We start from the raw sequence: 8919 nt of genomic DNA on the forward strand, positions 1-8919 counted from the left end.
TGTCCGGAAGCGGGGGCGACGTATACACGAGCCGGCCGTTGTCGAAGATCGTCACATGCAAATCACGCGCTTCGAAATTGGTGACGAATTTGCTGATGAACGTGTACACCGGATGGAACATTTTCAGCCGCTCTTCTTGCTGCGGGTTTTCGCTCTCTAAGGCGATGTAGTCGCCTTCCGCTTTATGGTTGATTTTGTTGACGATGCGGTACACCCGCTTCAGCCCCGGCGTCGTCACTTTCTCTGGATTGCCGCTGATTTTGATTGTATCGACCATCTCACCGCGTTCGTTTTCAATCGCCACCATTTTGTACACGGCGCCGAGCGCTGGCTGATCGTACGCCGTAATGAGCTTTGTGCCGATCCCCCACACATCGATTTTCGCCCCTTGCGACTTCAAGTTTAAAATCGTATCTTCATCCAAATCGTTCGAGGCGAAAATTTTCGCGTTCGGAAATCCGGCTTCATCGAGCATTTTCCGCGCTTCCTTCGACAAATAGGCGAGATCGCCGCTGTCGATGCGGATGCCGATAAAGTTGATTTGGTCGCCCAGCTCCTTCGCGACGCGAATGGCGTTTGGCACCCCGGACTTCAACGTATCGTACGTATCGACGAGAAATACGCAGTCTTTATGACGGCGTGCATACTTCAAAAAGGCGGTGTATTCATCCTGATACGCTTGAATCATCGAATGGGCGTGCGTTCCGGCGACCGGAATGCCAAACAGCTTCCCGGCGCGCACGTTCGATGTCGCCTCAATCCCGCCGATATACGCTGCGCGCGCCCCCCAAAGCGCCGCATCCATCTCCTGCGCCCGCCGGCTGCCGAACTCCAAAGCCGGTTCGTTCCCGAGAATATGCTTAATGCGCGACGCTTTCGTGGCGATGAGCGTCTGGAAATTGATAATGTTTAAAATAGCCGTTTCGATGAGCTGCGCCTCGGCGAGCGGCGCCTCGATGCGCATAATCGGTTCATTGGCAAACACCACTTCCCCTTCGCGCATCGAACGGACCGTGCCGGTGAAGCGAAGCGTCCGCAAATAGTCTAAAAAGTCGTCGCGGTAACCAAGTTCTTGGCGCAAATAGTCGATGTCGCTGTCAGAAAATCGGAACTGTTGCAAAAACTGAATGACACGCTCCAACCCAGCGAACACCGCATAGCCGTTGCCAAACGGCAGCTTGCGGAAAAACACTTCAAACACAGCGCGGCGCTCATGCATACGATCTTCCCAATACGTCTCGACCATGTTGATTTGATATAAGTCCGTATGAAGCATCAAACTGTCATCGGCATATTTTTTCATGAATGTGCAACCTCCAACATACGAATGACTGCGCCGCCGAATGGAGAAAAAGAACGTTCATCGTCTATTCTATCATGTTTTCTCCATTATTCCACTATTTCTGCGCCTAGCGTATGGCGAAAATGGCGGAGCGCCCATTCGTGTCCCGCCGCGTCGAAGCTCGCGACCGCCCGCCGGTGGACGACGATGCGAAAGCCTTTATTGTATGCATCGACCGCCGTATGGAGGACGCAAATATCGGTGCAGCAGCCGACCAAATGCACTTCCGTGATGCCTCTCTCGCGCAATTTCAGCTCCAAATCGGTCCCGGCGAACGCGCTGTAGCGCGTTTTGTCCATCCAGTAGACGTTGTCTTTATGCTTATTTGCTTGATACACCTCTTCGAGCTCCCCGTACAGCTTTCGGCCCTCCGTTCCTTCAATGTTATGCGGCGGAAACAGCTTCGTTTCCGGATGGTAGTGATCTCCCGCCACATGTTTGTCAATGGCGAAGACAACAAAATCTCCACGATCGATAAACTGTTTCGTCACCCGTACAAGTTCTTCTTCAATCGCCTGCCCCGGCTTCCCGCATGTGAGCGCGCCATGATCGGCGATAAAATCGACGGTGTAGTCGATGTTAATGAGTGCTCTCTTCATGAAAATCCCTCCTGCGTGTTTGTCTAACAAACGGGTCTTGCTGTACATTGCCGCTGCTATACTTTTACTCTACTCCAGCATGCAAAATCTGGGCAAGCAGAAGATTGCATAAGAAAGCGAGCCGATGATGCAAAACTCGCCTTCCATCGCTCAGCGGAAAAGTGATTCCTTTCTGACGAATGGTTTTTACGAATATTTACAAAAACAGAAAGTAGGATATGCCGATATGATCCCCCTTTTTTTCAATATCGTTTTTTTGCTCGTGCTTCTTGCCGTCGGTTTATCCGTCGTCTTCCTGAATAAATTTGCGTCAAACCGGATTCGCATGATCAGCTACACTGAGCCTCTCCGTTGGGTGCCGTTCAACAATTATCAGCTGAATCAAATCAACAAAGCGGCGCAACCATAAGCGCAAAGCGAAAATCCCGCGCCTGCTTCAAGCAGGCGCGGGATTTTCACTGATCCGTCAGCTATTTTCCGCCGCTTTCGCCGCTTTCAGCTGACTGCGCAAAATGAGCGACTGGATGATCGAGAAGCAACCGCCGACAACCCAATAGAGCGACAGCGCCGATGGGACGGAGCTGGCGCCGATAAAGATCATGACCGGCATGATGTACGACATCATCGCCATTTGCGGCATTTGTTCTTCGGCCATCGACGGCGAGAGGCGGAGCGAGATGAACGTCGTCAACGCCGCCAAAACGGGCAAAATGAAATACGGATCGCGGTGGCCAAGCTCGACCCATAGGAACGAGTGGGTTTTAATTTCTTGCGTCCGCGAAATCGCGTAATAAAGCGCCATAAAAATCGGCATTTGAATTAACACCGGCAGGCAGCCGCTCGCCGGGTTGACGCCGTGCTTTTGGTACAGCTGCATCATTTCTTGCTGGAGCTTGCGCTGCGTTTCCGGGTCTTTGCTTTTATATTTTTCTTGCAGCTTCAACAATTCCGGACGCAGCTTTTGCATGGCGAGTGATGCGCGGAACTGCTTCAAAATGAGCGGCAGCAAGCAAAAACGAACGATGAGCGTCAGCACGATAATGGCGATGCCGTAGTTGTCGCCAAACCAGTGCCCAAGCGTCAAAAGGAGCTTCGACATCGGGTAGACAAAATAATGGTTCCAAATGCCTTGGCTATGTTCATTGATCGGTTCGTTGCGGTTGCAGCCGGAAAGAAGCAAGACTGCACCAAGCAGCACCAATACCCATTTTTTCATGAAAAGCCCTCCTTACTATCATGTTGCAAAATCATGCCGTTTCATCATAAAGGAAAGGGCCTTCCATCCTCATCCATTCGGCTTGTCCGTTCCCGAACGGGAATTTTCCGCCGCTGCGGCAAAAACAGCGGGCGCCATGGAAGCGCCGCTCGTTCGGCGCCTCCTCCCGCCTCCCGCTCGCGAACCGAGGCCAACGCCGGCTCGTAAAACAATGATTTCGCTGTCCGATGTGCGCCCATATACCCTTTCATGATGATCCATAACGCGCCGACAAGCGACATATACACAAGCAAATCAATAGGCGCTTCCATGCGTCCCGTCCACCCCCTTTTGCCCCGTCCATCTTCTCTTCTCATACAATAGCAAACTTTCAACCGAAAGAAAAGCAACAATTGATCACATCCGCTCCAAGCGGTGAAATGCCGGCTCGTCGGCTGCCAAGACGGCCAGCTCCCCGCTTTCATCGGCCGCCAGCGCCGCCCGAAGCTCTTCTTTCGCCTCATCGAAGCGTCCAAGCAGCGCGAGATAGCGGGCTCGTTCGTAGCGAAGCCGGGCATCGTTGGCCATATGGACGCACCGCTCGATGGCCGCGAGCGCCTGATCGATGCGCCCCGCTTCTTCATAAACAGCCGCAAGCTGCATATGGAACTCTTCATCCTCAGGATACCAATCAGCATAGCGCTCCCAAAGCGCCGCCGCTTCTTGATAGCGGCCCGTTTCCATATAATGCTCGCCAAGCAACATGAGCGCCTCACGGGCGAGCGGTTCTTCCGCCACAATCTCCTCGAGCTGCCGCTCGGCTTTCTCGCGCTGTCCTTCTTGAAGCCAAACGACCGCCTGCAACACGCGCAGGTCGACATCATCCGGGTCATCAGCCAGCAGCCGCTCCAGCCAGCGCTTCGCTTCCTCGCGTTTTCTTTCCTCATCGGCGGCCAATAAATATTCCACAAATTCTTGCGCCAAAGACGGATCCCAAACGCGGGCGAGCGCTCGGCGCCACGTTTTGATGGCATCGTCCTCCAGCTCGATCGCCGCATAGAGGCGGGCGAGCTGCCCATAGGCTTCCGCATCGCTGCGATTGAGGCGAATCGCCTCCTCATACAAATCAATGACGATCGAAAACAAGGAAAACCTGCCCATCCATTCTTTCGCTTTTGTCCACCACCGCACCGGCTCGTCGCTTTCGTTCTGTTCCTCTTCCAAATACGGAAGGAGAGCGGCGGCCGCATTCCGATAAACAACGCTTTTCGCCTCACGGCCGATCTTCAGCCGCTCCAGCCGGTGGCGCAGCTTCCCTAAGCCGCGCATCGTTTTCGGGAATAAGGCGACATATGCCGAATACAACGATTCATCGTCGGGATGGCGCACCATCAACCGCTCGAGCAGCTTGATTGCCTCTTTCGTGCGTCCTTCCCGGCTAAGCACATTCGCGTAATGACGAAGCACTTCACTGTGATCCGGGTCAAGAGCAAGCGCCCTCTCGACCGCCGCCTTTTCTTGATCGCGGCGTCCGAGCGCTCCATATACATACCCGAGGCTGTCATAGTACCACACATCTCCTCCACGCGGACGGGCATCGGCCAACGTCTCAAGCAGCGCCGGAGGCTCTATGATCGCTGCAAGCTGTTCGCTATCCACTCGCAGCGGAGCAAGGCGAACCGCCTGAAGCAAATGCGCGTGCTGCCGCTCTTCGTTTCCTTCTGCCTCATAGAGCGCAGCTAAGCGAAAATGGCAGAGGACAAACGACGGATCGGCTTTGAGACACGCCTCATAATGTTGTTTCGCCTCTTGGTAGCGTCCGAGCGAGGCGCACAGCTCCGCCAGCCGGAAGAGTGAAAGCCAATGGCCCATGGCGGCGGCTTCTCGGTAAAACGCCATGGCCTTGGACGGCCGGCCTTGCCGCTCATAAAGGACGCCGAGAGCGGAATGGGCCGAAGCGAGTTTCGGGCGAGCCGAGACAAGCTGTTTCAAAAACGCCCGGCCGCGCTCTCGAAGAGTTGGCGTTGTCAGCTGGTCGATGTAAAACTCGTACGCTTCTTCGGCATCAAACTCGGCGAGGCGCAGCCCTTCCTCCAACCACGACAGCGCCGTCTCGCGTCCTTCCTCCTCATCGGCGAAACCGTGGGCGATGAGCCATTTGCCTGCATTGAGCCAATATTCGCTGTTGTTGGCAAAACGGGTGCGCTGCTTGATTACATACCGGCGCGCCGCTTCCACATCCCCGCGCTCCGCGAGGGCGGCCGCCAAGCCTAGATGGGCAAACACGTCATCGCTGTCATGGCGGATCGCCTCTTCGTAGCACGAAACCGCTTGTTCCGCCTCTCCTTCCTCCATATAGAGATCGCCAAGGCGGACGTAAAGCGGCGCCAACCGCCAGGCGGCGGCCAATCCCTCTTCCAACACCGCTTTCGCTTTTTCCCGATCACCGTCGTCATCATACAAGTCAGCCAACATCAAATACGGGTACGGTTCCTGCGGGTCGAGCGCTTTGGCGACGCAAAAGCCGCGTTCCGCCTTGCGCCGGCGGCCGAGCTCCCGATCGCAGCGGGCCCGCTCATACCAAAGCTGGGCATCCCGCCGTTCGCGGCGCACAAGACGATCAAACCAGGCGCGCGCTTCGGCAAACCGCTTCGCGTGGAACAACAGCACACCATGGTTCGTTTCGATAAACAAATCGCCCGGATATAAGCTGACCGCTACGCGCGAAGAGATGAGCCCTTTTTCGATATGACCGGCGTACGCCGAGGCGAGTCCGAAATAGCTCCACACTTCCGGCTGATCTGGGTCCAACTGGAGCGAGGTGCGAAAATAGCGAGCCGCCTCTTCGTAGCGGCTGGCAAAAAAGGCGATTCGGCCGCGCAAATAATGGTAGAGCGGGCTTTGCGCCTTTCCTTTCACCCGTTTGAGCACGTCTTCAGCCTTCTCCATTTCTTGCGTGTAGACATACGCTTTCGCCGCCATCAGCAGCAAGTCGTTATGTTCGGGATACTCGCTCAAGACGCGCCTGGTGTAATCAAACACAAGCGGCTTCGCCTCATCGCTGCTAAAATGCTTCATGACATACAGCCATGTGTACGGGATGTGCTCATGCTTGCGCAAAAAGGCGACAAACGCGTCGAAATGCGCCTGCTCGTCCTCATCCATCTTTTCGGCCAACGCATGCAATTCGCGGAAATAGCGGTCTTCCTCTTCGGGGAGCTCGGCGGCGAGCGCCGCTTTTTCCCGGGGAAGCGCCACAATCGACAAATAATGCGTCCCTGCATACCATTTGGCAAGCTCGTCCTCGGAAACAACAAACGGATCAAATAGATTCGGGTCTTGCACGTACAACGCCCCAAGCCGCTCGTCATAGCCAAACAACACCTGCACGTGCGATGACTGTTCATAATCGACGCTTAACAGCACCGGAACGCCCTCATCAATCAGCCGCTTCCAACGAAGCGGCGAGCCGACGAAAAAGCGGCAAACAAAGCCAAGCTCTTCCAAATAATGAACCGTCGTCGACAATTTCGATCCGCGCACATCAAAAATATGTTGGGCCACTTCATCCTGCGTACGGGGGGAGCCAAGCAATCGAAGCATCATTTCCAAACTTGCCGGCACGCAATAGTTATGCTTTTGCACGACCGGCACAAGCGGCAGCACCACCGACCGTTTCCTTTGCCGCCCAAGCGCTCGGGCGTACGGCGTTTTTTCAAGCTGCGGCTCCGCTTTCACAAGCGATTCAAGCTTCTCCCATTCGTCAAGCTGGTAATACAGTTCGGCGCGCAAATGGGCGAAATAACGGCGATGCATATGAAGCGGATTCAGGCGGTCAAGTTCATCCATCGCCGCGAGCGCCTCACGGTAGGCGCGCACATCGCGCAAGCGGCGCACGCGCTCAGCGTAAAACGCCAGCACTTGCGGAAAGCGCCGCCCTCCTTCCTCCAAAACGGCAAGCGCCTCGTGGTGGCGGCCGTCAAGAGCGTACAAATCCGAAAGCAGCAAATAGCACATGTCGCCGCGCTCCGGGTCATCGAGACCGGCGCGAATCACCTGTTCGGCGCGCTTCCGGTCGCCGGTCTCGATATAAAAATAGCCCCACTTGTCATGCATCGGCACCGTCTCATAGCGGGCAACCACATCCATCCATTCGTGCGCCTCATCGATCCGCTGCATATCCAATAAAGCGCGCACCAACGCAAACGCCGCCCGGGCGATCGATTCCCTCTTTTCGGCCACGTTTTAAGCCGATATTTNCAACCTTTGAAAAACCGGCCGAAAAGGGGTGAGCGCCTCTTCCACATCGAGCGGCCGGCGGTTCTCGAGCCACTCATCACACACCCAAGCGAGCGTCTGCAACGTGTTGAACTTCCGGTGGGCGTACCGCGCGACAAGCCCGCTATGCCGGTACATGAGCGCATAATCAAACAGCCGGATGAGCGCCCGAAACGGCTCGATGCTGTCCCATGACGCCATGAGCGGCCGCCATTGAAACAATCCCATGTTTTCTAAATGCGGCCGCACCTGGGCAAGGGCATCCACGATTCGTTTTTCTTCAACGAGCAATGCGATCGGTTTGATATGATTCATACAAAGAAAACTCCCTTATTCTTTTTCCAGCTATTTATAAGTGTAGAACAAGCCCGGCAAAACAGCCACATATTTTTTCACAAAAATACCGACAAACAAAAAATGGCCTCTCCTTTGAACAGGATCAGCCATATACCGATTCGTTTTATCCGGCGTGCTTGGCGAAAAATTCGAGAGACCGTTCAATAATCATCGGTTGGTCGTAATCGAGCGTCGCCACATGGTAGCTGTTTCGGAGGCGGACGATCTCTTTCTCCGTCGATGAAATGCCTTGAAAGATGATGTCGGCGTTTCCCGGCGGCACGACGTGATCTTCGTCGGAGACAAAAATCAACGCCGGACAGACGATGCGATCGAGTTTCGCTTTTGTCTGTGCCATCAGCCTAGCCAGCTGAAGAAGCGAAGCGGTCGGCGTTTTCTCGTATGCCAGCTCTTTCACATCCGGATTTTTCAAGTCCGAACCGATCGAATCCAGATACCTCGGCAGCTCGCCCCCGCCCGTCATCCCGGCGGCGATGGCCGGGATGTCGACAGCGGCGTTAATCGGCACGATGCCGCAGATGTCTGGGTGATGTTCCGCCAAATAAAGCGTGAGCGTCCCGCCCATCGACAGCCCGGTGACAAAAATGGTTTGGCATCGTTGTTTCAGCCATCCATATCCTTCTTCGACCGAGGCGACCCAATCGTGGAATGTCGTCCGTTCCATGTCTTCGTAATGCGTTCCGTGCCCTTTTAAGCGCGGCAGGCAAACGGTATAGCCGGCTTTCGCATACGCTTCAGCGAGCGGGCGCATGCTGTGGGGCGTGCCGGTGAATCCGTGCACGAGCAGCACCCCGACCGGCCCGTTTTCGGCGTAAAACGGCTCGGCGCCCGAGAGCACCGGATATTGTTCGCTCATCTTCCTCTCCCCCTTATCTAGTCAAATCCGTTCCTCTCACTATATTCGCCGCCGCACCTCTTTTTTCCTTTTTTGATCGGACGCCGTTACCACATCGACAACCATGACCGCCACCATTCGTGAAACAAGCCGTTGACGCCAAAATAGACGAATGCGATCCAAGCGATGCCAACCAATGCTTTCTCCATCCCTTTTCCCGTCCGATAGAGCGGCACTTTCCACCGCTTGGACGAAAACGGCCAAAACAGCGGCACCCCTTGAACAGTTTTCGGCGCTCTTTTAGCTGAGCATC

6 protein-coding genes and 2 pseudogenes are annotated in these 8919 nt (G+C 55.0%); 1 reads left to right on the top strand and 7 read right to left on the bottom strand.

Going from position 1 to position 8919, the window contains the following annotated elements:
• Both T260_RS123495 and T260_RS123490 read right to left on the bottom strand, forming a co-directional pair.
• The coding region (locus tag T260_RS123495) for a nicotinate phosphoribosyltransferase (RefSeq protein WP_023634504.1) at positions 1–1303 on the bottom strand (1303 nt) is incomplete at its 3' end.
• Positions 1304–1389: 86 nt separating this feature from the next.
• A complete protein-coding gene (locus tag T260_RS123490; RefSeq protein WP_014195912.1) occupies positions 1390–1941 on the bottom strand; it encodes a cysteine hydrolase family protein in 552 nt (183 codons plus the stop codon).
• Positions 1942–2167: 226 nt separating this feature from the next.
• On the opposite strand from T260_RS123490, the gene T260_RS1000000140360 reads away from it, so the two are divergent.
• Entirely contained in the window at positions 2168–2350 is a 183-nt protein-coding gene (locus tag T260_RS1000000140360) for a hypothetical protein (RefSeq protein WP_236620464.1), read from the top strand.
• Between the two features lie 57 nt (positions 2351–2407).
• Here T260_RS1000000140360 and yidC read toward each other — a convergent pair whose 3' ends face one another.
• The 5 genes and pseudogenes from yidC to T260_RS02145 form a co-directional block, all read right to left on the bottom strand.
• Entirely contained in the window at positions 2408–3157 is a 750-nt protein-coding gene (gene yidC, locus T260_RS123480) for a membrane protein insertase YidC (RefSeq protein WP_014195914.1), read from the bottom strand.
• Positions 3158–3201: 44 nt separating this feature from the next.
• Positions 3202–3468: a hypothetical protein gene (locus T260_RS123475; protein WP_023634505.1), complete on the bottom strand. Its 267-nt coding sequence runs from the start codon at positions 3466–3468 to the stop codon at positions 3202–3204.
• Positions 3469–3553: 85 nt separating this feature from the next.
• Positions 3554–7729, bottom strand: a pseudogene (locus T260_RS01000000138145) (bacteriocin-processing peptidase family protein).
• 145 nt (positions 7730–7874) lie between these two features.
• On the bottom strand, positions 7875–8627 hold the full coding sequence (locus tag T260_RS123470) for an alpha/beta hydrolase (RefSeq protein WP_014195917.1): 753 nt from the start codon (positions 8625–8627) through the stop codon (positions 7875–7877).
• Between the two features lie 86 nt (positions 8628–8713).
• Positions 8714–8919 (bottom strand): annotated as a pseudogene (locus tag T260_RS02145) (hypothetical protein); the annotation flags it as partial.

This window comes from Geobacillus thermopakistaniensis (assembly GCF_000498995.1).
Classification (GTDB): Bacteria; Bacillota; Bacilli; order Bacillales; family Anoxybacillaceae; genus Geobacillus; species Geobacillus thermoleovorans.